Annotated in this window: 18 protein-coding genes; 12 read left to right on the forward strand and 6 right to left on the reverse strand. The window is 69.0% G+C overall.

Translation table 11 applies throughout. The features are described 5' to 3' along the window. Positions 1-29: 29 nt before the first annotated feature. Positions 30-593: an alkyl hydroperoxide reductase subunit C gene (ahpC, locus tag CDO81_RS14710; RefSeq protein WP_088483969.1), complete on the forward strand. Its 564-nt coding sequence runs from the start codon at positions 30-32 to the stop codon at positions 591-593. 144 nt (positions 594-737) lie between these two features. Beyond that, positions 738-2,291 (forward strand): alkyl hydroperoxide reductase subunit F, encoded by a 1,554-nt coding sequence (gene ahpF / locus CDO81_RS14715; protein WP_088483970.1) that lies wholly within the window; start codon positions 738-740, stop codon positions 2,289-2,291. Positions 2,292-2,315: 24 nt separating this feature from the next. Here the strand turns inward: ahpF and CDO81_RS14720 are convergent, their stop codons facing one another. Both CDO81_RS14720 and rarD read right to left on the reverse strand, forming a co-directional pair. Continuing rightward, positions 2,316-2,771, reverse strand: coding sequence for a hypothetical protein (locus CDO81_RS14720; RefSeq protein WP_088483971.1), 456 nt, complete (start codon positions 2,769-2,771; stop codon positions 2,316-2,318). Between the two features lie 85 nt (positions 2,772-2,856). Beyond that, complete coding sequence (rarD, locus tag CDO81_RS14725; protein WP_088483972.1) at positions 2,857-3,732, reverse strand: EamA family transporter RarD; 876 nt, start codon at positions 3,730-3,732, stop codon at positions 2,857-2,859. 86 nt (positions 3,733-3,818) lie between these two features. Between rarD and CDO81_RS14730 the strand changes: the two genes are divergently transcribed. From CDO81_RS14730 to CDO81_RS14740, 3 genes are all read left to right on the forward strand, one after another. Further along, on the forward strand, positions 3,819-4,088 hold the full coding sequence (locus CDO81_RS14730) for a MoaD/ThiS family protein (protein ID WP_088483973.1): 270 nt from the start codon (positions 3,819-3,821) through the stop codon (positions 4,086-4,088). Between the two features lie 3 nt (positions 4,089-4,091). Further along, positions 4,092-5,165, forward strand: coding sequence for a WD40/YVTN/BNR-like repeat-containing protein (locus tag CDO81_RS14735; RefSeq protein ID WP_088483974.1), 1,074 nt, complete (start codon positions 4,092-4,094; stop codon positions 5,163-5,165). Between the two features lie 66 nt (positions 5,166-5,231). Then, positions 5,232-7,175: a CocE/NonD family hydrolase gene (locus tag CDO81_RS14740; RefSeq protein WP_088483975.1), complete on the forward strand. Its 1,944-nt coding sequence runs from the start codon at positions 5,232-5,234 to the stop codon at positions 7,173-7,175. Between the two features lie 24 nt (positions 7,176-7,199). On the opposite strand, the gene CDO81_RS14745 is transcribed toward CDO81_RS14740, so the two are convergent. The 3 genes from CDO81_RS14745 to CDO81_RS14755 form a co-directional block, all read right to left on the reverse strand. Further along, complete coding sequence (locus tag CDO81_RS14745; protein ID WP_088483976.1) at positions 7,200-9,326, reverse strand: hypothetical protein; 2,127 nt, start codon at positions 9,324-9,326, stop codon at positions 7,200-7,202. A gap of 125 nt (positions 9,327-9,451) precedes the next feature. After that, positions 9,452-10,141 carry a pseudouridine synthase gene (locus tag CDO81_RS14750; protein WP_338139975.1) on the reverse strand — a complete coding sequence of 230 codons (690 nt, stop codon included), beginning with the start codon at positions 10,139-10,141 and terminating at the stop codon, positions 9,452-9,454. Then, positions 10,138-10,554: a YchJ family protein gene (locus CDO81_RS14755; protein WP_088483977.1), complete on the reverse strand. Its 417-nt coding sequence runs from the start codon at positions 10,552-10,554 to the stop codon at positions 10,138-10,140. Before CDO81_RS14755 ends, CDO81_RS14750 begins: the two co-directional genes overlap by 4 nt. Before the next feature lie 217 nt (positions 10,555-10,771). Here CDO81_RS14755 and CDO81_RS14760 point away from each other — a divergent pair, with 217 nt between their 5' ends. The 7 genes from CDO81_RS14760 (at position 10,772) to CDO81_RS14790 (ending at position 21,613) form a co-directional block, all read left to right on the forward strand. Further along, on the forward strand, positions 10,772-14,140 hold the full coding sequence (locus CDO81_RS14760) for an nSTAND1 domain-containing NTPase (protein ID WP_088483978.1): 3,369 nt from the start codon (positions 10,772-10,774) through the stop codon (positions 14,138-14,140). A 10-nt stretch (positions 14,141-14,150) separates the two neighbouring features. Continuing rightward, positions 14,151-14,594, forward strand: coding sequence for a hypothetical protein (locus CDO81_RS14765; protein ID WP_088483979.1), 444 nt, complete (start codon positions 14,151-14,153; stop codon positions 14,592-14,594). 304 nt (positions 14,595-14,898) lie between these two features. Further along, entirely contained in the window at positions 14,899-15,237 is a 339-nt protein-coding gene (locus tag CDO81_RS14770; RefSeq protein WP_088484059.1) for a hypothetical protein, read from the forward strand. 70 nt (positions 15,238-15,307) lie between these two features. Beyond that, a complete protein-coding gene (locus CDO81_RS14775; protein WP_088483980.1) occupies positions 15,308-15,859 on the forward strand; it encodes an inclusion body family protein in 552 nt (183 codons plus the stop codon). Positions 15,860-15,949: 90 nt separating this feature from the next. Next, positions 15,950-16,216: a hypothetical protein gene (locus CDO81_RS14780; protein ID WP_088483981.1), complete on the forward strand. Its 267-nt coding sequence runs from the start codon at positions 15,950-15,952 to the stop codon at positions 16,214-16,216. Positions 16,217-16,235: 19 nt separating this feature from the next. After that, complete coding sequence (locus tag CDO81_RS14785) at positions 16,236-18,623, forward strand: UvrD-helicase domain-containing protein (RefSeq protein WP_088483982.1); 2,388 nt, start codon at positions 16,236-16,238, stop codon at positions 18,621-18,623. 14 nt (positions 18,624-18,637) lie between these two features. Then, on the forward strand, positions 18,638-21,613 hold the full coding sequence (locus tag CDO81_RS14790) for a sensor histidine kinase (RefSeq protein WP_088483983.1): 2,976 nt from the start codon (positions 18,638-18,640) through the stop codon (positions 21,611-21,613). Positions 21,614-21,617: 4 nt separating this feature from the next. Here the strand turns inward: CDO81_RS14790 and CDO81_RS14795 are convergent, their stop codons facing one another. Beyond that, on the reverse strand, positions 21,618-22,430 hold the full coding sequence (locus CDO81_RS14795) for a class I SAM-dependent methyltransferase (RefSeq protein WP_088483984.1): 813 nt from the start codon (positions 22,428-22,430) through the stop codon (positions 21,618-21,620). Positions 22,431-22,443: the final 13 nt, after the last annotated feature.

Raw genomic sequence — 22,443 nt, forward strand, 5'->3', positions numbered from 1 at the left:
ATCAACCAGCCCCCCAACGGAGCGTTCGAATGTCCCTGATCAACACCCAAGTCCAGCCGTTCAAGACCCAGGCCTTCCACAACGGCAAGTTCATCGACGTGTCCGACGAGTCCCTGAAGGGCAAGTGGTCCGTGCTGATCTTCATGCCGGCCGCCTTCACCTTCAACTGCCCGACCGAAGTCGAAGATGCTGCCGACAACTACGCCGAGTTCCAGAAGCTGGGCGCTGAGGTCTACATCGTCACGACCGACACGCACTTCTCGCACAAGGTGTGGCACGAGACCTCGCCGGCCGTCGGCAAGGCCAAGTTCCCGCTGGTCGGCGACCCGACCCACACGCTGACCAACGCCTTCGGCGTGCACATCCCCGAAGAAGGCCTGGCGCTGCGCGGCACCTTCGTGATCAACCCCGACGGCGTCATCAAGACGGCCGAAGTGCACTCCAACGAAATCGCCCGCGACGTGTCGGAAACCCTGCGCAAGCTCAAGGCTGCCCAGTACACCGCCGCCAACCCCGGCCAGGTCTGCCCGGCCAAGTGGAAGGAAGGCGCCAAGACCATCGCCCCGAGCCTGGACCTCGTCGGCAAGATCTAAATGCGTTTTGCAAGGAGCCCGGGAGGGCTCCTTCCCTCCGCAGAGCCTCACAGGTTCTGCTGAAAGGGCCTCCAACCCATCATCGGTGCGGGGACCCTTTCAGCAGTGGCCCGCCTCGCCACGCCTCACTGAAAGGAAGTCACCATGTTGGACGCCGCACTCAAGACACAACTCCAGGGCTACCTGGACCACGTCAAGCTCCCCTTCGAGATCATTGCTTCGCTGGACAAGTCCGCCAGCAGCGACGAGATGCGCGAGCTGCTGGATGAGATCGCCAGCATGAACGACAAGATCACGCTGCGCACCGACGGTGTGGACACCCGCACCCCGTCCTTCCTGCTGCGCCGCACCGGCACCGAGCAATCGCTGCGCTTCGCGGCCATCCCGCTCGGCCACGAGTTCACGTCGCTCGTGCTCGCGCTGCTGTGGACCGGCGGCCACCCGCCCAAGGTCGAACAGGCCCAGATCGACGCCGTGAAGGCCCTGGACATGGATCTCGACTTCGAGATCTACATGAGCCTGACCTGCCACAACTGCCCGGACGTGGTCCAGGCGCTGTCGCTGATGTCCATCGTCAATCCGCGCATCCGCACCACCGTCATCGACGGCGGCCTGTTCCAGCAGGAGGTCGAGGCGCGCGACATCATGGCCGTGCCGGCCGTGTGGCTGAACGGCCAGCCGTTTGCCTCAGGCCGCATGAGCCTGGAAGAGATCGTCGCCAAGCTCGACACCGGCGCGGCAGCCCGTGACGCCAAGAAGCTCGACGCCGAAGCGCCCTACGACATGCTCATCGTCGGCGGCGGCCCCGCCGGTGCCGCAGCGGCCGTGTACGCGGCCCGCAAGGGCATCCGCACCGGGGTGGCGGCCGAGCGCTTCGGTGGCCAGGTGAACGACACCCTCGGCATCGAGAACTACATCTCGGTGTCGATGACCGACGGCCCGAAGTTCGCGGCGGCGCTGGAAGGCCATGTGAAGGACTACAAGGTCGACATCCACAACCTGCAGCGTGCCGAGAAGCTCATCCCGGCAACCGAGCCGGGTGGCCTGATCCAGGTGCAACTCGCCAACGGCGCCACCCTCAAGGGCAAGACTGTCATCCTCTCCACCGGCGCGCGCTGGCGCAATGTGGGCGTGCCTGGCGAAGCCGAGTACAAGAACAAGGGCGTGGCCTACTGCCCGCACTGTGACGGCCCGCTCTTCAAGGGCAAGCCGGTGGCCGTGATCGGCGGCGGCAACTCGGGCGTGGAGGCCGCCATCGACCTGGCCGGCATCGTCAAGCACGTCACGCTGCTGGAGTTCGGCGCGGAGCTGCGCGCGGATGCGGTGCTCGTGAGGAAGCTGGAAAGCCTGCCCAACGTCACCATCCTCAAGAACGCCCAGACCACCGAGTTCACCGGCAGTGGCGGCAAGCTCGACGGTCTGAACTACACCGACCGCGTGTCGGGCGAGTCCCGCCGCGTCGAGGTGGACGGCTGCTTCGTGCAGATCGGCCTGGTGCCCAACACCGAGTGGCTGCGTGGCACCGTGGAGCTGTCCAAGCACGGCGAGATCATCGTGGACGCCAAGGGTGCGACCTCGGTGCCGGGTGTGTTCGCCGCAGGCGACGTCACGACCGTGCCGTTCAAGCAGATCATCATCGCGGCCGGCGACGGCGCGAAGGCCGCACTCGGCGCCTTCGACCACCTGATGCGCAGCTGACGATGGCGCCCGGACGGGCGCGGCTCAACGCAAGGTGTAGCCGCGGCCGTCCATGCAGGCGTCCACGGCGCGGTTGAAGACGCCGCTGTCGGCCATGGCCGCAGGTTGGCTGGTGGCCCAGCGGTTGCATTCGCGCTGGTCGAACTCCGTCTGCGCCGCGCTTTGCCCGTTGCGGGGGTAGACGACCGGCACCGGGCGGCTGGGCGCGGCATAGACCGGCGCGGGTGCCACCACGACGGGGGGCGGCAGCGGAGCCGGCGGCGGCACGTAGACCACCTCGGCCGGTCGCTCGGCCTGGTGCGCCAGGGCGATCAGGGGCAAGGCCACGGCCAGGCCAACCACGAGACCACCCAACCCCGGCCCACGGTAGTGATGATGGTGGTGGTGCGGCGGCGGCCCGTAGTAGCGCGGCCCGGCGCTGGCCAGCCCCGTGGCCGTGATGAGGGCCGAGACGATCAAGGTGCGGGCGAAAGTCTTCATGGCGTACTCCGTTTGTGGGGCGGGTCTTGAACGCGACATCCGGTCCATCCGCTGACACGTGGTGCGCTCATCTTGGCACGGCGCGTCAAATCGGCTTCACCGCCAGCGCGCGGCGCGTCTGCCACAGGCCCTCGGCGCTGTAGACGGCCAGCGCGCTCCAGATGAAGCCGAAGGCCACCAGCCGCCCGGCGTCCATAGGCTCCTTGAACAGGAACACGCCGAGCAGGAACTGCAGCGACGGCGACACGTACTGCACCAGGCCCAGCGTGGCCAACGGGATGCGCCGTGCGCCGGCCGCGAACAGCAGCAGGCTGCCCGCCGTGACCGGCCCGGTGCCGATCAGCCAGGCCCAGTCCACCGCCGTCTGGCCGGCCATGCTGCCGTCCTGGCTCCACCAGATGAGGCCGGCCGCCGCCAACGGCGCGAGGATGAGCGTCTCCAGCGTCAGGCCTTCGATGGCGCCGAGTGCCGCCGTCTTGCGCATCAGGCCGTAGAAGCCAAAGCTGACGGCAAGCACCAAGGCCACCCAGGGCAGGCGTCCAGCCGTCACGGTCAGCCACAGCACCCCGAACGCCGCCAGACCCACCGCGAACCACTGCACCCGCCGGGGGCGCTCGTGCAGCACGGCAAAGCCCAGCGCCACGTTGACCAGCGGGTTGATGAAATAGCCCAGGCTCGCATCCAGCACATGGCCGTGGCCCACGGCCCAGACATAGGTCAGCCAGTTGATCGCGATCAGCAGCGCCGACAGTGCGAACCGTCGCCAGGTGGCGGCACTGACCGTGCGCAGCCAGGCGAGATTGCGAGAGACGATCAGCACCACGGCCACGAAGGCCAGGGACCACAGCGTCCGGTGGGCCACGATCTGCAGCGCCGGGATGCTGGCGATCTGACGGAAATAGAGCGGGAAGAGGCCCCAGCTGAGGTAGGCGCCGAGGGCGAAGAGGATGCCGGAATTCATCCCCCGCATTGTCGTTGCGGGTTTCCCCGAGGCGATTCGTGGGGGCTCCGGCGTCGAATCTGACCTGCATCGATCGTCGAGGGATCATGGCCGTCATCGAATTCACCCCGCAACTGCGCCGTTTCGTCGACACCCCGGTCGTCGAGACGCCGGCACGCGTGCTGCGCGACGGTCTGGAGGCCGCCTTCGCCATCAATGCCCGGCTGCGCGGCTACATCCTGGACGACCAAGGCCATCTACGGGCCAACGTGGTGGTCTTCATCGACGGCCGGCGCGTGCGCGACTTGCGCGGGCTGACCGATCCGCTGGGCCCGCAAAGCCGGGTCCACGTCCTGCAAGCCCTTTCCGGAGGCTGATTCATGAACCAAGACCGTGCCTGGGCCGCGACCCGCAAAGGGCTCTTCGAACTTCGCCGCCGCGCCGGGCAGTGGCAGATCGAGCGACTGAGCTTCACCGCCGACCCCGTCTCCATGCTGCTGCCGCCCGATGCGGCTGGCCACATGCTCGCCGGCCTGAACCTCGGCCACTTCGGCGCGAAGCTGCACGCCAGCGACGACGCCGGCCAGACCTGGCGCGAGGTGGCGGCCCCGAGCTTTCCACCGCAGCCTGAAGGCGCTGAAGGCCCGCCCTGGAAGCTCGATCACGTGTTCGCGCTGGAGCGCTCGGGCGACACGATCTGGTGCGGCACCGTGCCCGGTGGGCTGTTCGCGAGCCGGGACCGGGGCCAAACCTGGCAGCTCGACGAGACGCTCTGGCGCGACCCGCGCCGCGAGCAGTGGATGGGCGGCGGCAACCCGGCGCCGGCCTTGCATTCCATCTGCCCGCATCCGCAGCGCCCGGAGGAGTTGCTGATTGGGGTGTCGTGCGGTGGCGCCTGGCGCACGACCGATGCCGGTCGCAGCTGGGCGTTGCGCGCCAAGGGCATGCGCGCCGATTTCATGCCGCCCGAGCTGGCGGGCGACGAAAACTCGCAGGACCCGCACCTGATCGCGCGCTGCCAGGCCGAGCCGGACGTGCTGTGGTGCCAGCACCATTGCGGCATCTTCCGCTCCACCGACAACGGGGCGCATTGGGAGGCGCTGCAGGCCGAGCCGTCGAGCTTTGGCTTCGCGGTGGCGGCCCACCCGCACGACCCGCAGACCGCGTGGTTCGTGCCTGCCGTCAAGGACATGCAGCGCCTGCCGGTGGACGCTGCGCTGTGCGTCACTCGCACCCGCGACGGCGGCCAGACCTTCGAAGCCCTGCGCACCGGGCTGCCGCAGCAGCACTGCTACGACCTGGTGTTCCGGCATGGGCTGGCGGTGGACGACCGTGGCGAGCAGTTGATGATGGGGTCCACCACCGGCGGCCTGTGGGCCACTGGTGATGCCGGCGACAGCTGGCAGACGGTTTCGACCCACCTTCCACCCATCTACGCCGTCAAGTTCGGTTGAAGCCTGAGTGGGGCAGGGCGCGGCCGGTGTCAGACTCCGGCTCTTTGCGATTCCGCTGCCCGCCCCATGCTCCTGTTGCGCTCCCTCCCGGCCGCCCTGGCGGCGTCCTTCGCCCTGGCCGCCCCCGCGACTGCGGCGCCTGACGACGACAAGCCGCCGGCCTACCAGCCTCGCGAGCACTACACCAAGTACGAGTACCGCATCCCGATGCGGGACGGCAAGCGCCTCTTCACAGCGGTGTACGTGCCCAAGGATGCGAGCCGTCGCTACCCCTTCCTGATGGTGCGCACGCCCTACAGCTGCGGCCCCTACGGCGTGGACCGTGACGGCGTGAAGCAGCTGGCGCCCAACGAGGACTTCCTCAAGGCCGGCTACATCTTCGTCTGCCAGGACGTGCGTGGCCGCTTCCAGAGCGAAGGCAGCTTCATCGAGGTGACGCCGCACCGCGCGGTCAAGAAGACGCCGGCCGAGGTGGACGAGAGCAGCGACACCCACGACAGCGTGCAATGGCTGCTCGACCATGTGCCCGGCCACAACGGCCGGGTCGGCCTGTGGGGCATTTCCTACCCGGGCTTCTACACGGCGGCGTCCATCATCGATTCCCACCCCGCCATCAAGGCCGCGTCGCCCCAGGCGCCCATCGGCGACCTCTTCATGGGCGACGACAGCTACCACGGTGGCGCCTTCATGCTGGCTGCGAACTTCGGCTTCTACAGCTTCTTCAAGCCGCAGCAGACGCCGGTGCTGCCGCCGCGGCAATGGCCGGAGTTCGACTACGGCACGAAGGACGGCTACGAGTTCTTTCTGCAGTTCACCAACCTCGACGCCATGGCCGCGCGCCTGGGCCAGGACGGTGGCCCCAACGAGTACTTCAACGTGCAGCTGACGCATGACCGCTACGACAGCTTCTGGCAGTCGCGTGCCATCCTGCCGCACTTGAAGAACATCCGCGCCGCGGTGTTGACGGTGGGGGGCTGGTTCGACGCGGAAGACCTGGCCGGCCCGCTGGGTGTCTTCCGTGCGATCGGCAAGCAGAGCCCCACCACCGACAACCGCCTGGTCATGGGCCCGTGGGTGCATGGCGGTTGGGTGAGCAGCCCGGGGCGCAGCCTGGGTCGCGTCAAGTTCGACCAGCCCACCAGCGAGCAGTTCCAGAAGGAGGTCTTGCTACCCTTCTTCGAGCAGTACTTGCGCGATGTGGCGCCCAAGGCGCCGATCGCCAAGGCCACGGTCTTCGAGACCGGCACGAACGTCTGGCGCCGCTACGACACCTGGCCGCCTCGCGAGGCCAAGCCGCGTTCGCTGTACTTCGCCGCCGGGGGGCGCCTCACCTTCACGCCGCCGCAGGCCGGCAGCAGCGCGTTTGACAGCTGGGTCAGCGACCCCGCCAAGCCCGTGCCCTTCATCGGCTACACCGCGATGGGCATGCCGCAGGAGTACATGGTCAGCGACCAGCGCTTTGCCGCCTCCCGGCCCGATGTGCTGACCTACCGCAGCGAGGTGCTCGACGAAGACCTGACCGTGGTCGGCCAGATCACCGCGCGGCTGTTCGGGTCCACCAGCGGCACGGATGCCGACTGGGTGGTCAAGCTGATCGACGTCTACCCCGCGGATGTCGAGGAAGCGCCCCCGGGCCCGCGCAAGCGCCGACCGCGTACCGAAGATGTGGAAGCGCCCGAGGAGCCCCTCGGCGGCTACCAGCAGCTCGTGCGTGCCGACCCGCTGCGCGGGCGGTTCCGCAAGAGCTTCGAGGCCCCCGAGGCCATGGTGCCTGGCCAGGTGGAGGAACTGCGGGTCGCCTTGCAGGACGTGAACCACACCTTCCGGCGCGGCCACCGCATCATGGTGCAGGTGCAGGCGAGCTGGTTTCCGCTGATCGACCGCAACCCGCAGACCTTCGTGCCCATCCGCAGCGCGCGGCCGGAAGACTTCCAGCCGGCCACGCAGCGCCTCTACCGCGCGCCGGGCCAGGCCTCGGCCCTGGAGCTGCAGGTGCTGGCGCCGCGCTGACGGCGGCGCCCCCCACTCACCGCATCACTTCGCTGCGGTGCGCGCCAAGTGCTGGGTGATGCTCTGCAGTGCCAAGCCATCCACCGTGGCCTGGCGCAGGCCGATTTCTCGTGAGCCGGTCGTGGCCGTGAACGCGGGAATCTTGGCCGAGGCGCAGGTGAGCCCGTTGCCATTGCGTTCAGCGGCAGCCTTCACCGTGAGGCTGGTGTCGCCCAGTGCGGTCACGTTGGCGTCGGCCTGCATGGTGCTGCCGTCGCTGCCGCTGCCATACAGATAGGCCGAGGTGACCGGGGGCGCGCCGGCGGGCGTGCTCCAGCTCAGCGAGGCGCTGTCCAGCGAGGCCGCGAGTGCGGTGTTGGTCGGCTTGACGTACTGAAGCGCATCAGCCGTGGGGTCGGCCCAGGGCAGCTTGGCCGCGAAGGCGGCGGAGAGCGGCTTGGTGACGGCGCGTACCGCGAAGGTGTCGGCTGGCACGTTGGAGCCGGCCTTGAATACCTCGAACACATAGCGCGCCAGCAGCGGGATGGCCGCCACATCGACACCCGGCGCAGGCGCCACCATGTTGGAGCGGGACGTGCTGGGCGAGCCATCGGAATTGCGGCCGCGCCATTCGTTGTAGAAGTCCGAGCCGGTGTAGCCGTTGCCGATCGGCGCGACGCCCAAGGTGTAGCGGTTGCTCGTGGACGTGCTGGGCAGTGGCATCACGGTCGTGCCGGCCGTCGGTGCGGTGGGCACGGTGCCGTCGTTCGAGTAGGTCGCCAGGTACTCGCTGGTGCCACAGGCCGAAGAACGCGCCAGCACGATACCGGCAGCCGGCAGGCCCGGGCCTTTCACGCGCACGGCATAGACCGACGCGCCGTTCGGGCCGGCCTGGTTGAACTGCAGGTGGATGCGCGAGGAGAGGGCGTTGAACCAGCCCACGCTCTTGCCGGCGTCCGGGCCGGTGGGCGGGATGTAGGGGTTGGTGCTGGCGTCGGTGGCCCGCACCATGCGCATGATGACGCCGGCGTCGTACTTGCGCTGGTTGCCTTCAAGCAGCCACAGGCCCGCCGTCTTGTGCGCCGTCTCGACGTAGCTGCCGCCGCCTTTAGGGCTGTTGTAGGTGAAGCGGACCAGGGCCGTGTCATCGCCGCTGTCGGTCTTGAAGAAGCCCAGCACTTCCGGCCGGGTCACCACGGCCGCATCGGGAATGACGTCGTGCAGTTGCTTGCCCCAGTACTGCAGCAAGGTGTAGCCGTTGCGCAGGTAGTTGGTGGTGAAGCCGCTGATCTTGGCGCAGTCGCCCAGAAAGGCCGTGGGCGCGCCGCTGGCGTCGACGTTCACCCGCTGGGCAGCAGGCAGTGCCAGGCACTTGTTCAGGCTGGCCACCCAGGGGTCGAAGGCAGTCAGGCTGTCGGTGATGGTGGGCGCGGGCAGTGCCGTGGGGGCACCGGCGGTGGCGTCCTTGACCGTGACCACCGTGTTGGCCGCAGCACCGTCTGCGCTTGCGGGCGCCGAAACACCCACGAGGCGCAGCGTGACGCCGTTCTGGTCGAGGCTCACCTTCAGCAGGTCCAGCAGCTTGTCGGCACTGCCGATGCTGTCGGCGGTGAAGCCTACCGTCAGCGGGTCGTAGCCCGCGGCGCCGAGCGCGGCTGCCACGTCCTTGACGAGGGCCTTGACGATGTCCTGGGCCTTCTGCAGGCGGGCGGGGTCCAGCGCCTTCAGGTTGGCGGCACTGGCGAACTCGCCCGGCGTGCTGCCGTCACTGGAGGCGAGGGCGACGATGGCCTCGGTCAGTTGCGTGACGTTGGCGTGACTGGTCGATCCCGCCGGGACATCGGTGGCCCACAGCGCGTGGTAGACCCGCAGGGCATCGCCCGACGGTGCCGTGGCCGTGATCAGCAAGGGCGCCTTCAGGCCGGTCACGTCGGCCTTGTAGTTGCCCGCGTCATTGGCCGTCACGGTGACCGTCTTGCCGTTCACGTCGGTGATGGTGATCTTGGCTTGCGCCAGCGGTGCACCGAAGGCCGCCGTGCCATCGAGGAAGCTGCCCGTGCTGGCCGGCGTCGAGGTGGGAGGCGCGCTGGTGGTGCCCCCTCCGCCGCCGCCACAGGCCACCAAGGCGGCCGCCGCCACGCAGGCCAGTATCAGACCCTGCTGATGCTTCATCGCGATCTCTCCCTGAGATGAGGTTGTTGTTGCGGGCGCGATGCTAGGTGGGGCTCAGGGCTCTCCAACCCGTCGCGCCCCGGAGGGCATGCGCAGGAAGTCACGCCTGTTCGGCGGGCGATGCATCAGACAGTCAGCGGACAGCCAGGATCAGGCGCGGCCTCCAGCCGCAGCAATGCACCGCTGACCGGATGCGTGAGCGTCAGCCGCTGCGCATGCAGCCACAGCCGCTGCACGCCGAGGTGGGCGGCCACCGCGCGGTTCAGCGGCCCCTTGCCGTGGGTGGCGTCGCCCAGGATGGGGTGGGCGATGTGTTTCAGGTGGCGGCGGATCTGGTGTCGGCGGCCTTGCAGGGGCTCGGCTTGCAGCAGCGCGACGCGGGTGCTGGGGAAGCGTGCGTCGGTCACCAGGGGCCAGGTCATGCGCTGCAGGACGCGGTAGCGTGTCTGCGCTTCGAGCATCGTCTGGCCGGCAGACGGCAGTTCCGGGTCTCGTGCCAGCGGATGGTCGATGAGGCCTTCGTCGGCCACCGGCCAGCCTCGGACCAGCGCGAGGTAGCGTTTGTCCATTTGACCCTGTTCGAACAGCGCGCCGAGTTGAGAGGCGACCTCGGCCGACAGCGCGAACAGCAGCACGCCCGACGTGCCGCGGTCCAGCCGGTGCACCGGCCACACCGTGCGCCCGAGCTGGTCGCGCAGCAACTGCAGCGCCGCCAGCTCTTCACCCGCTGCCAACTGGGTGCGGTGCACCAGCAAGCCCGGCGGCTTGTCGATGGCGACGAGGTGTTCGTCCTCGTAAATCAGGGTCAGAGTCAATTTTTCAGGTCACCGTCCAGGTAGGTCCAGGCGCCGTGGTCGCGCACGAAGCGGCTGGTTTCGTGGAGCCGGAAGGCGCGGCCACCGAGCTTGCTGCGGGCGACGAACTCGACCGTGCCGTGATCGTCGTCCTGCTGCGCGCTGCGCTTGACCTCCAGCCCCAGCCATTTGAGGCCTGGCTCGGGTGCCTCCAGGGTGACCGGGCGGGTGCTGGGGTGCCACGAGGCCAGCAGGTAGTCGCGCAGATCGAGCACGAAGGCGCTGTAGCGCGAACGCATGAGGGCCTCGGGCGTTGACGCGGTCAGGCCGTGGCCCTGCGCGAATGCGGCGTGGACGGCGCCGCAGCAATCGGCATAGGCGGCAGGGCGGCCGCAGGGGCAGGGCGGCCTGCTCGCAGAGGGAGGGAGTGACATACCCGTGAATATGCCCGAGTCGGCGCCGTTCAATCCGCACTTTCCTGAGCCTTCGATCGGGCGCTTGTGCGGCTGTACCGCCTGGTGGCGTCGCCCTAGACTGCGCTGTAACAAGCAGTTAATGCCGGGTCATCCACGAACCACGGCGATGGCCAGAGAGCCGTGACTGCATGGGGGCGGGGCGCTGTTTGCTGTCCATGCCACGGGAGATGTTTCCATGACCACAGGCCTAGCCGCGCCACTGAGGCCGGCCAGTCGAGCGCTGCCGCCTGCCCCACAGCCGACGGCTGACATCCCGGGCACGAGCCGCTGGATGCTCGGCGACTGGCGGGTCACGCCCGCCACGCTGCGCCTGGAGCGCGACGACCTCGAGGTGGTCCTGGAGCCGCGCATGATGGCCGTGCTGGTTGCGCTGTGCCGTCATTGCGGCGAAGTCATGAGCGCCGAGTCGCTGCTTCAGGCCTGCTGGCCCAACGAGGTGCTGGGCGACAACCCGGTGCACAAGGTGATCGCCGGCTTGCGTCGCGCGCTTGGCGACAGCGTGACCCAGCCGCGCTATATCGAGACACTGCGCAAGCAGGGCTACCGGCTGGTCGCGCCGGTGCGGGCCCTGGCCGACCATGGTGCACGTGGGTTGGAAGGCAGCCGCCGCGGACTCTCACCCTACCTGGGCCTGGCGGCCTTCGGGCCCGAGCATGCCGATGTCTTCTTCGGGCGTGACGAGCAGGTGCAGTCCCTGCACGAGCGGCTGGACAACCAATGGCAGCGCGGGCATCCGCAGGTCGTTCTGCTCGGGCCGAGCGGCTCGGGCAAGACGTCGCTGGTGCAGGCGGGCCTGCTGCCGGTGCTGCTGGCGCCTGCCGGTTCGCCCGGCCCGGCGGGGCGGGTGCGCAGCCCGGCCGCGGCCACCATCGATCTTGGGGCCAACAACGAACTCGGCCTGTGGCAGGCCTTGGCGGGCGCCTTGCTCGATTGGGAGCTGGGCGATGCGCCGCTGCTGTCAGGCTGGAGCATCGAGGCGCTGGCTGAGCGCCTGCAGGCGGACCCGGGCGACGTCGGCCGGCAGATCCGGGCTGCGCTGCTGGCCGGACTGCCGCCGGGATGTGGTGAGCTCACTGCACCGGTGCTGGTGCTCGACCGGCTGGAAGCGCTGCTGGTGCTGGACGCCGACGATCTGGTCTCGCGTTTCCTGGCCTGCGTGGACCAGTGGGTCTGCCAGCACGCGGTGATGGTGATCGCGATCTGCCGCAATGACTTCTATGCGCGTCTGGCTCAGCATCCACTGCTGCTGCGGGGCAAGGCCCACGGCGCGCATATGGACCTGGAGCCGCCGACGCTCGGTGCGGTGGCCCAGATGATTCGCCTGCCCGCGCGTGCCGCCGGGCTGGTTTTTGGCACGGACCCCACCGGCCTGCATCGCCTGGATGACCGCCTCTGCGCCGACGCCCTGCAGACCCGCGATGCGCTGCCGCTGTTGCAGTACACCCTTCAAGAGCTCTATCTGCAGCGCGCTGCGGGCGACGAGCTCAGCTGGGCGGCCTATGAGGAGATGGGCGGCCTGGAAGGCGCGATTGGCAAGCGTGCGGAAGACGCGGTCGCCGCCTTGCCGCCGGCGCAACAGTCAGCCCTTACGCGACTCCTGCCGGGCTTGGTCGGCCTGACCAGCGAGGACGGTCCGCCCGTGGCGCGATGGCTGACCGATGATGCATTGGCCGACGCGGATGAGCGGGCCGTCGTGGCGGCGCTCGTGGCGTCGCGCCTGCTGGTGGCGGGTCAGATGAATGGTCAGCCCGGCTGCCGCGTGGTTCACGAGGCCGTGCTGCGCAGCTGGCCCCGTGTCACGGCCTGGCTGGCACGGCACCGAGCCAGCCTGGCGCTGCGGGAGCAACTGCAACCCTGGGTGCAGCGCTGGCTGGACGGTGGCTGCGCCCCGGCCCTGTTGTTGCCGCGCAGTCCCTTGCTGTGGCAGGCGGTGGACTCCGTGACGGCAGAGCCGGGTCTGTTCGGCCCCCAGGCCTGCGACTTCATCACCTGTTCGCGACAGCGTCTGCGACGCCTGCTGCGCTGGCGCTGGGCGGCTGCCGCGGGTGCTGCTGCCTTGGTGATGGCGACCGTGCTGGCCGCGTTTCGCAATGCCCAGCTGGCCCACATTGCCTCCGAGCGCGCCAGCCAGAGCCAGCGGCTGGCGTCCTTCATGCTCGGCGACCTGGCGGACCAGCTGCGGCCCATCGGCAGGCTGGATCTGCTGGGGAGCATCGCACGGCAGGGGCTGGACGCGCTGGGCAGCGGGCAGTTGATCAGCGAGCTGCCGGCTGATGTGCTGCAGCGGGCACGCGCGCTGGTCGTGATTGGCGAAGTCCAGAGCACCCGAGGGAAGGGCGAGCCACAACTCGCGCTAGCAGCCTTGGCGCAGGCTCAGCAGTTGCTCGCCAACCTGGACGCCGCAGCAGCACCGGAGCTGGCGGCCTACTACAAGACGCTGGGCGCTGCGGCGTTCTGGGAGGGCCAGATCCGGTTCGACCAGGGGGACCTCGCCGCTGCGGGCGAAGCCATGGCGCGCTACCGCCTCGCCTGTGAGCAATGGCTGCAGCGCCTCCCTCAGGATGCTGACGCGCGAACCGAACTGGGGTTCGCGCTGAACAGCCAGGGTTCGATTGCGCTGCGCCGGGCGGATTGGGCGCAGGCGGCGCAGTCCTTCCAGGCCGCCCTGGCGCTCAAGCAAGCCCTGCTGGCGGCGCAGCCACAGGATGTGTCGTTGAAAGATGCAGTGGCCAGTTCGCAGACCTGGCTGGGTCTGCTCGCCCGTTTGCAAGGGGAGCCGCATCGAGCCCTGGAACTGCTGGATGCGGCACACGTGACGCTCCTGGAACTGCAGCGCTCACGGCCAGGCGAATTCGTTCGCCTGCATGACCTCGGCGCCCTGCAGGTGCGGCGTGCCGAGGCGCTGCATGACCTGGGCAAGCTTGTGGCAGCCGCGGACGCCATGGACGACGCTACCGCCTGGCTTCAACGGGCTGCGGGCCACGATCCGGGCAATCAGCGCTGGCGATTGGAGCTGGCGCATGCCCAGTCGTGGCAATTGCTGATGCACCTGGACGCCGGCCGGCCGCTGGACCTGCCGCTCTGGACGGCGCTGGCCCGGCAGGCAGTCGGGCAGCCCTGGGGACGTGATGAGACCCTGGGCCGCGAGACCGAGGCGCGACTTCTGGCGGTGAAGGCGTTCGCGGCCGCTCGTCGTGCGGACCGGTCTGCGGCAGTCGCAGTCCTGGCCCAGGCGCAGGAAAAGCTGTCAGCGCTCCTCGCCGAGCATCCGAAGAACTGGCAACTCAATGAGTTCCAGGCTCGCCTGGTGCTGCTGCGACTGTATCTGTCAGGCGGCGCGGACCTGGGCGCACCCCTCGCCTGCGCCCAGGCTGTCGCTGCGCTGCGCCCCGCCGTTGAGAGCGGGCAGGCGGGTGTCGTGCTGGAGGCTTGGCAAGCCGCGCACCGCTGCGGTGGCGTGGCCGCGTCCGACGCTTTTGGCGGTCGGGGCCTTGCGACGAGCGGTGATCCGGCGAGCTCTTCGATTTCCACCCACCGCCCATGAAAGGCACACCATGTCCGATACCGACGTCCGTCCGCCGGCCCTCTCCACCTATCAGGTCATTCCGTACCTGAAAACCGGCCATCACTTGCAATGCACCTACCTCAACCAGAGGGGTGACCCGGTCGACAGAGACAACCTGAACAGCCGGGGGCAGGGTTGCAACACCGATTTCGTCTGCCTGCAGAGCATGGCAGGTGTTGTACCCGCGGTGGAGCCGCCAGACGGCAGACCCCTCGATGGCATTCGGCTGCTGGCGGCTGTGGTCAAGACCTTGTACGAAAACACCAGCTTGCCCAACGTGATTCCTGCCGACAGCCATCAGCGCGTGGTGCTCCCGGTGCTGCCCGGCACCCGGCGCGGCGTCATCCTGGTCTACGAGCGCATCGTCGATGGTCAGGTGGTGGGGCTCGTCGCGAGCACGGACCCGGAGATCAAGAACAGCACTTCGGCCTGAAGCCGGTTCACGCGAACCACGCCTGCCTTCGGGGGGGCGCAGCCGCTGGGAAGCGCCTGCGCCAGTGAACTTCACGGACCTCCGCAAGCCGCCGTACGCCCTTCGGCGGCGCCTTCCCGAAACCTTCTGACGCTGTCTGCCTGCGACCCAGGGGCAGGCAGATCACCGGAAGGCTTTCTCAGCAGCCGAACACCAAAGTGGATGCCAGACGCGGCAGCCCCGCTGCGTTGCTACCGGCCCTTGGCGCTCCAGCCGCCGCCACGCTCAGGGCTTCTTCATCGCGGCATCCATGGAAAGGTTCATCATGACTTGCACTTGTCAAACCAACGCGTCGGCCCACGTGCCGGATTTCTCGGTCACTGGTTTTCGCGGCGCTGCTGCGGCTCCGGTGCAGCTGGAAGGCATCCAGGCGCTGGACCTGTCGTTCTGTGTCGAGGCTTCCACCGCAGCTGGCAACCAGATCTGCTTCTCGGTGCCGGTCTTCGGCAGGTTCTGCGTGACCTCGCCCATCCCCATCCCGGCCGGGGCCCAGCTACGGGCTTGCGGCGAGACCTGCGGATCCTTCATCCCAACAGGACTGAAGGTGACGATCTACCTCAACGGCAACGTGCTCTTCAGCACCGTCGTGTGGGGTAGCTGCTGATTCGCGGCGCAGACATCGCAGCAGGCGGCGCCGCCTGCTGCACCCATCGCTTGCTCAAGGAGATTTCGCCATGAACGCAACTTCGACCATCCTCGCATCGAACCTTCAGATCAATGTGCTGGTTGTCATCGATACGGACTACGTCAAGGACCACTATCCCAACCCCAGCAAGGACCCGGCCCGGCCGACCGGCATCGACCACAACAGCCAGTTCATGATCTGCACCGATCCGCGCGGCGGCATCGTGAATCAGGGCACTGCGGACCTGCAGTTCAGTGCACAGCCCGGCGACATCGTGTCTTTCACGGGCACCTCCGTTTACGCCAATTCGGACGACGCCGTGATCGTCTACGGCATCGAGTACTGGAAAGGCGACAACGTGTTCAACCAGTTCGTGCCGAACCTCGTGAGGCGCAACGCTGCCGTGCAGCCTGACCCCAACACGAAGAACGGCCTCCCGCCGCTGCAGGTGGTGCAGAACTTCAGCAGTTACGACTCCAAGGTGAAGCAGTCCGGGACGGAGAACTTCTACGTCTACTTCGCCCTCTATGTCCTGGAGGGCGGGGAGTCGCAGCAGCTGTATGGCTACTTCTACTGGGATCCGGCGATCACGGTCAAGTGACGTGCCAGGGCTGCGGGGCAGCCCATCCCGGCATGCCGGGCTGCGGTCGATGCCGCTACCCTGTCGCCTTGGCAGCACAGGAGGCGGCACGTGGGCATCGTGGTGTATTGGCTCGAAGGCGAGGGCGAGGCCCAGGTGCCGGTGTGCGAGAGTTTTGGCAGCCAGGCCTTGAGCGAGGCGCTGGCCTGTGCCGAGGCACAGCGGCGCGCCGGGCATCGGCATGTGAGCATCTCCACCGAACCGGAAGACCACATCGGGCGGCCCGGCGTCGCGGCGGTGGAAGGCGGGCGCACGCCGGACGGCGAGGTCTACGAGTGGTCCAAGGCCGGCCGGGCCGGCAAGATGCGGCGCAGGTAGGCCTCCTTAAAATGCGCAGATGAATCCGGCCCCCGATGTCGACGCTGTCGCTGCCCAGCACAGTCCCCTCCTCAAGAACCTCAATCCTGAACAACTGGCGGCCGTGACGGCGGCGCCCGAGCCGGCCCTCATCCTCGCCGGCGCCGGCTCCGGCAAGACCCGGGTGTTGACCACCCGCATCGCGTGGCTGCTGCAGACCGGCCAGGTCAGCCCGGGCGGCGTGATGGCCGTGACCTTCACCAACAAGGCCGCCAAGGAGATGCTGACGCGGCTGTCCACGATGCTGCCCTTCAATGTGCGCGGCATGTGGATCGGCACCTTCCACGGCCTGTGCAACCGCTTCCTGCGGGCGCACTGGAAGCTCGCGAACCTGCCGCAGGCCTTCCAGATCCTGGATGCGAGTGACACCACCTCGGCCGTCAAGCGGGTCATCAAGGCGATGAACCTCGACGAGGAGCGCTTCGTGCCCAAGCAGGTGGGCTGGTTCATTGCCGGTTGCAAGGAAGAGGCCTTGCGCCCCGGCGACGTGGAGCAGCGCGACGAGCAGACCCGAAAGCTCGTCGAGATCTACGCCAACTACGAAGACCAGTGCCAGCGCGAGGGCGTGGTGGACTTCGCCGAGCTGATGCTGCGCTCCTACGAACTGCTGCGCGACCACCCGGCCGTGCGCGAGCACTACCAGCATCGCTTTCGCCACATCCTGGTCGACGAGTTCCAGGACACCAACAAGCTGCAGTACGCCTGGCTGAAGATGTTCGCGCCCCCCGGTGCCGGCACGGGGCAGAGCCTGCTGGCCGTGGGCGATGATGACCAGAGCATCTACGCCTTCCGCGGCGCGCGCGTGGGGAACATGGCCGACTTCGAGCGGGAGTACCGCGTCAAGCGCGTCATCAAGCTGGAGCAGAACTACCGCAGCTTCGGCCACATCCTGGATGCCGCCAACGAGCTGATCAGCCGCAACACCCAGCGCCTGGGCAAGACGCTGCGCACCGATGCCGGCCAGGGCGAGCCCATCCGCGTGAACGAGGCGCCCAGCGACTTCGCCGAAGCGCAGTGGCTGATCGAGGAGATCCAGCAACTGCACCGCGGCGGGCTGGACCGGCAGGAGATCGCGGTGCTCTATCGCAGCAACGCGCAGTCGCGGGTGATCGAGTCGGCGCTGTTCAACTCGGGTATCCCTTACCGCGTGTACGGCGGCCTGCGCTTCTTCGAGCGCGCCGAGGTCAAGCATGCGCTGGCCTATCTGCGCCTGTTGGAGAACCCGAACGACGACACCAGCTTCCTGCGCGTGGTGAACTTCCCGACCCGCGGCATCGGCGCCAAGACACTGGAAAACCTGCAGGACGCTGCCAAGGCCAGTGGCCGCAGCCTCTATCAGAGCGTGAGTGCGATCGCCGGCAAGGGCGGCGCCAACCTGCTGGCCTTCACCAACCTCATTGACTCCACCCGCAACCTCACGCAGGGCATGACGCTGCGCGAGATCATCGAGCAGGTGCTGGAGACCTCGGGACTGCTCGACTTCTACCGCACCGACAAGGACGGCGCCGAGCGGCTGGAGAACCTGGACGAACTCGTCAACGCCGCCGAGGCCTTCGTGATGCAGGAGGGCTTTGGCAAGAACGCGGTCGGCCTGCCGGTCGACGAGGTCGCGCCGCCGCTGACCGCCGCCGGTGCACCCGGTGCGGTGCCCGACGCCGAGACGGGCGAGATCATGTCGCCGCTGGTGGCCTTCCTCACGCATGCGTCGCTGGAGGCCGGCGACAACCAGGCCCAGGCCGGGCAGGACGCGGTGCAGCTGATGACGGTGCACTCGGCCAAGGGGCTGGAGTTCGACGCGGTGTTCATCACGGGCTTGGAAGAGGGCCTGTTCCCGCACGAGAACGCGATGTCCGATCACGACGGGCTGGAGGAAGAGCGGCGGCTGATGTATGTGGCCATCACGCGGGCGCGCAAGAAGCTGTCCTTGAGCTTCTGCCAGACCCGCATGCTGCACGGCCAGACGCGCTACAACGTGAAGAGCCGCTTCTTTGATGAGCTGCCTGAGGAGAGCCTGAAGTGGCTCACGCCGCGCAACCAGGGCTTCGGCTCGGGCTTTGCGCGTGAGTACCAGCAGGCCTGGGAACGCGGCAGCGGCCTCAAGGGCATGGTGGGTGCCGGCCGTGTGCCGCAGCGAGACCAGCGCGCGGCCTGGGTCGAGCCGCCGGTGCCCGCGAGCATGAAGCAGAAGGTGTCGGAAGAGCACGGCGGCCTGCGTGTGGGCAAGGGCGTGTTCCACACCAAGTTCGGCGAAGGCGTGCTGCTGACGCTGGAAGGCGCCGGCGCGGATGCGCGGGCACAGGTCAACTTCGGCCGCCACGGCACCAAGTGGCTGGCGCTGTCGGTGGCCAAGCTCACGCCCATCGACTGACGGCGCGGCTGCCGATGGCCTTCCCCCTTTGCGCCAGGGTCCTGCGATGCCTGGTGCTGCTCTGGGTGGTTGCGGGCAGTCCGGCGCGGGCCGCGGGTCTGCCACCGGGGCTGTCGGAGTTCAAGCATGAAGCTTGGCCGCTGTCGCGCGGCGCGCCAAGCCGCATCAACGCGATCACGCAGACGCCGGATGGTTTCCTGTGGATCGGCAGCGTCGAGGGGTTGTTCCGCTTCGATGGCGTGAGCTTCGAGCCGGTGCGCATGCCGGGCTCGCAGGCGCAGCGGCTGGTGGTGTCGAGCCTGCACGTGGCGCGCTCCGGTGAACTCTGGGTGGGCCTGGCGCGCGGGCGCGGCGTGGCTGTGCTGCGCGGCGGCCAGCTGGTGGATGCCGGCATGCCGAATCCCTCGCGTGAGGTGAACGACATCCGCGAAGACGCCGAAGGGGGCCTCTGGGTCGCGCGAGGCGGCCGCAGCGAGCAGGGCCTGGCGCGCTGGCACCGGGGGCAATGGCAGGAGTTCGGTATCGACAGCGGCCTCCCCGCGCAGCCGGTCTGGGGCCTGCACATGGCGCGCGATGGCACGGTGTGGGCGGTGCTGTCACGCACGCTGGCCTTGCGCCGGCCGGGAGATTCGCGCTTCAGCACCACGGGGCCGGCCATCAGCGCCCTGGCCAGCCTCACGGAAGACGACCAGGGCCAGCTGTGGGTCTCCGACAGCCAGGGCACTCGCGCGCTGACGGCTACCGCCGGTCCGCTCACGTCCTTCCCACATCCGAACCCGGTCGGCGGCACCCGGCTGCTGTTCGATGCCCGTGGCGACTTGTGGACCACCACGCGCAATGGTGGCGTGTTGCGCATCCGTGCGCCGGGGCGCTCGCTGCCGGCCGGGCTGACGGGCGCGGCACGCATGGCCGCGCTCGACACCACCGCCGGCCTGACCTCCGACCAGACGCGTGCGCTGTTCCAGGACCGCGAGGGCAACCTCTGGGTGGGCACCGAGCTGGGCCTGGACCAGCTGCGCCCTGCCGCCGTGGTGGTCGAGCCGGGGCTGCCGGCCAATTCGCCCACCAGCTACCGCCTGGCCGCGGCCCGCGACGGCACGGTCTACGTGGCCGATGCGCAAGCCCTGTACGCCATCCCACCGGGCCAGCCGCCGCAGCGGCTCATGCGCCTGGGCTCGCCCGCCGAGGCCCTGTGCGCCGCGGTCGATCGCGGCGTGTGGCTCTTCCTGGCGGACCGCGTGCTGAAGGTGGACGGCCCGGCCCCGCGCGCGCAGGCCAAGCCCGCAGGCACCACGGCCTATGGCTGTGCGCAGGATGCCGACGGCCGCCTCTGGATGCCGGCACTGGCCCACGGGCTGCATGTGATGGCGCAAGGCCGCTGGGACCGTTGGCCCGAGCGCTCGCCGACGTTGCCGGCGAATGCGGTCGTGGATGACCGTGGCCGCGCCGTGGTGCTGTTCCGGGCTGCGCCGCCCGTGGGCCCGCTGCCCTTTGTGGCGCTGGACGCACGCCAGTCGGCTGCTGGCGCAATTGAGGGCCTGTTGCCCACGGACCTGGGGGTGCTCGTCAGCGGCCATCTCGGCTTGACGGTGGCGGGAGCCGCCGCAGCCAGCCCGCTTGCGGCGACGCGCCACCCCTGGGCCGCCTCGCTGAACGGCATCGCGCAGACGCCCGACGGGGAGACCTGGGCGATCGGTGATGCCGGCGTGGTGCGGCTGCGCACGGCCGACCTGGCCCGCGCCCTGCAGCAGCCGCAGGCGCCGCTGACGGCCCGGGTGTTCGATTTCCAGGATGGTCTCGACAGCTTCGTGCAGAAGGCGCCCGGCGCGCAGATGGCCGTCGGCGGCGATGGCCGCATCTGGTTCCTGACACGGCGTCACGTCATGCGCGTCGAGCCCGGCGGCCTCGTGCCCAACCGCCTGCCGCCGCCGGTGCAGGTGCGCGAACTGCAGGTGGGCGAGGACATCTTTCCGGCCGCGGCCGAAGTGAAGCTGCCGGCCGGCACGACGACCGTTCGCGTGGCCTTCACGGCGCTGAGCCTGACGGTGCCCGAGCGGGTGCGGTTCAGCCACCGGCTGGTCGGCGTGAGCGACGCCTGGAGTGAGCCGGGGGCGCAGCGCAGCGCGCTGCTGTCTGACCTCGGCCCCGGCACCTACCGCTTCGAGCTGCGCGCGAGCAACAACGACGGCCTCTGGGCTGAGCAGCCGGCGCAGGTGACGCTGGTCATCCCGGCCACCTTCACGCAGTCGCTGCCGTTCCGCGTGGGCGCCGCGGTGCTGCTGCTGGCCTTGCTCTATGGCTTCTATCTCATGCGATTGCGGCAGTACCTGGCGCGCGCCCGGGAGCGCAGCCAGGAGCGGCTTCGCGAGCGCGAGCGCATCGCCCGCGAGATGCACGACACGCTGCTGCAGAGCGTGCAGGGCCTGATCCTGCGATTCCAGTCGGTGGTCGACCGGGTGGCGCACGACCCGGGCACCCGCGAGGCGCTGCAGCAGGCGGTGGACCGCGCGGAATCGGTGCTGGTGGACGGGCGAGATCGCCTGCAGGGGCTGCGCCGGGTCGACACCGGCGACATGGAAGACGCGCTGCGGCGGGTGCTGGCCGAGCAGCCGTTCGCGCCGGATACCCGGCTCGATGTCAGCAGCCAGGGCACCCGCCGCGGCCTGCGGCCGACGGTGTTCGATGAAGTGCTGTGCATCGTCAGCGAGGCGCTCTTCAATGCCGCCCGCCACGCGCATGCGACGCAGGTGGAGGTGCGGCTGATCTACCGCCGGCGCTGGCTGGAGATCGTGGTTCAAGACGATGGCGTGGGCATGCCCGCTGCGCGGGCTGACGAGGCAGCGCGCCGCGGGCACTTCGGCATGGTGGGCATGGCCGAGCGTGCGCAGCGCATCGGGGCGCAGTTGCGCATCGACGGCCACAGCGCGGCGGGCACCCGGGTGTCGCTGCGGCTGCGCAGCCGCATCGCCTACGCGCCCGACGCGGGCTGAGTGTTCAGCGGCCCACGATGACGATGTGGGCCTGGATGCGCGTGTCCACCGCGCCCACGCCGAAGCGTTCGCCGATGGCCTGCGCGGCCACGGCCGTCATCTCCGACAGCCGCCCTGGCGCGCGTGCCTCGATCTCGTGGCGCAGCGGCGTGCCCTGGCAATAGCCCAGGGCCGGCCCGGCCGGCGAGTAGGCACAGGCGCGCAGCGGCAGCGTGACGATGTCCGCCTCGCGCAGGAAGCCGCCGGCCGCGAGGTCGGCCCGGATCTGGTCGATGTCGTGATAGCCGTGGGGCGTGCGGGCGAGAAAGCGGGGCGGGTCGTCCGGCAGGGCCAGCGCCAGGGCCTCGGTCACGGTGGCCGCAAGCTCGTTGCTGTCGATGTGGTCCCACACGTTGAACAGGAAGATGCCCCCGGGCACGAGCACGCGGCGGATCTCCGCATAGGCCGCAGGCTTGTCCGCGAAGAACATCGCGCCGAACTGGCAGGCCACCAGCTCGAAGCTGGCGTCGTCGAAGGGCAGGGTCATCGCATCGGCCAGGCGCCAGGGCACGGGGCGCGCGGTGGGCAGTTGCTGTGCGATGTCCAGCATGGCCGGGTTGACGTCGCTGGCCACCAGGTGGCTGGCGGGCGGCAGCGCTGCCGCCAGGTGCCGCGTCAGCACGCCCGTGCCGGCGGCGATCTCCAGCACCCGGGCCGGAGCCAGCGCAGCCGCACGCGCCGACAGATCGGCCGCGTAGGGCTCGAAGATCAAGGGCACCATGTGGCGCTCGTAGACCTGGGCGATGGTGCCGGTGAATGTAGGTTCGGGGCTCGCCATCGCCCGATTCTGA

The organism is Roseateles puraquae (assembly GCF_002205845.1).
Taxonomy (GTDB): domain Bacteria; phylum Pseudomonadota; class Gammaproteobacteria; order Burkholderiales; family Burkholderiaceae_C; genus Pelomonas; species Pelomonas puraquae.

Bases quoted from the DNA above. Each gene is read 5' to 3' on its own strand.
- CDO81_RS14795 (WP_088483984.1), bottom strand. From the start codon at position 22,430: ATGGCGAGCCCCGAACCTACATTCACCGGCACCATCGCCCAGGTCTAC.
- CDO81_RS14790 (WP_088483983.1), top strand. From the start codon at position 18,638: ATGGCCTTCCCCCTTTGCGCCAGGGTCCTGCGATGCCTGGTGCTGCTC.
- ahpF (WP_088483970.1), top strand. From the start codon at position 738: ATGTTGGACGCCGCACTCAAGACACAACTCCAGGGCTACCTGGACCAC.
- CDO81_RS14735 (WP_088483974.1), top strand. From the start codon at position 4,092: ATGAACCAAGACCGTGCCTGGGCCGCGACCCGCAAAGGGCTCTTCGAA.
- CDO81_RS14785 (WP_088483982.1), top strand. From the start codon at position 16,236: ATGAATCCGGCCCCCGATGTCGACGCTGTCGCTGCCCAGCACAGTCCC.
- CDO81_RS14765 (WP_088483979.1), top strand. From the start codon at position 14,151: ATGTCCGATACCGACGTCCGTCCGCCGGCCCTCTCCACCTATCAGGTC.
- rarD (WP_088483972.1), bottom strand. From the start codon at position 3,732: ATGAATTCCGGCATCCTCTTCGCCCTCGGCGCCTACCTCAGCTGGGGC.
- CDO81_RS14775 (WP_088483980.1), top strand. From the start codon at position 15,308: ATGAACGCAACTTCGACCATCCTCGCATCGAACCTTCAGATCAATGTG.
- CDO81_RS14740 (WP_088483975.1), top strand. From the start codon at position 5,232: ATGCTCCTGTTGCGCTCCCTCCCGGCCGCCCTGGCGGCGTCCTTCGCC.
- ahpC (WP_088483969.1), top strand. From the start codon at position 30: ATGTCCCTGATCAACACCCAAGTCCAGCCGTTCAAGACCCAGGCCTTC.
- CDO81_RS14760 (WP_088483978.1), top strand. From the start codon at position 10,772: ATGACCACAGGCCTAGCCGCGCCACTGAGGCCGGCCAGTCGAGCGCTG.
- CDO81_RS14770 (WP_088484059.1), top strand. From the start codon at position 14,899: ATGACTTGCACTTGTCAAACCAACGCGTCGGCCCACGTGCCGGATTTC.
- CDO81_RS14745 (WP_088483976.1), bottom strand. From the start codon at position 9,326: ATGAAGCATCAGCAGGGTCTGATACTGGCCTGCGTGGCGGCGGCCGCC.
- CDO81_RS14755 (WP_088483977.1), bottom strand. From the start codon at position 10,554: ATGTCACTCCCTCCCTCTGCGAGCAGGCCGCCCTGCCCCTGCGGCCGC.
- CDO81_RS14720 (WP_088483971.1), bottom strand. From the start codon at position 2,771: ATGAAGACTTTCGCCCGCACCTTGATCGTCTCGGCCCTCATCACGGCC.
- CDO81_RS14730 (WP_088483973.1), top strand. From the start codon at position 3,819: ATGGCCGTCATCGAATTCACCCCGCAACTGCGCCGTTTCGTCGACACC.